Source organism: Escherichia sp. 94.0001 (assembly GCF_013369155.2).
Lineage (GTDB): Bacteria > Pseudomonadota > Gammaproteobacteria > Enterobacterales > Enterobacteriaceae > Escherichia > Escherichia coli_F.
The window spans coordinates 1-296 of sequence record NZ_JABWMS020000288.1 but is presented as its reverse complement, the minus strand read 5'-3'; the positions used below and the strand labels follow the sequence as shown (position 1 = coordinate 296).

Annotated in this window: 2 protein-coding genes; both read left to right on the top strand. The window is 45.6% G+C overall.

The features are described from left to right. The first annotated feature begins 29 nt into the window (after positions 1-29). The gene (locus HEN33_RS25765) at positions 30-212 is read left to right on the top strand and encodes a DUF1317 domain-containing protein (RefSeq protein ID WP_049029061.1); all 183 of its coding nucleotides are present in this window, start codon (positions 30-32) and stop codon (positions 210-212) included. Beyond that, positions 185-296 (top strand): DUF1382 family protein (locus HEN33_RS25760; protein WP_183083564.1); only part of this gene is annotated, 112 nt, incomplete at its 3' end. The genes HEN33_RS25765 and HEN33_RS25760, both read left to right, overlap by 28 nt.

Genomic DNA, 296 nt, shown 5'->3' with positions numbered 1-296 from the left:
ATTGGTTTTGTATTTGGGGAGCAATGGCGATGAAGCATCCTCACGATAATATCCGGGTAGGCGCGATCACTTTCGTCTACTCAGTTACAAAGCGAGGCTGGGTATTTCCCGGCCTTTCTGTTATCCGAAATCCACTGAAAGCACAGCGGCTGGCTGAAGAGATAAATAATAAACGAGGGACTGTATGCACAAAGCATCTTCTGTTGAATTAAGAACGAGTATCGGGATGGCACATAGCCTCGCTCAAATTGGAGTCAGGTTTGTGCCAATACCAGTAGAAACAGACGAAGAATTTC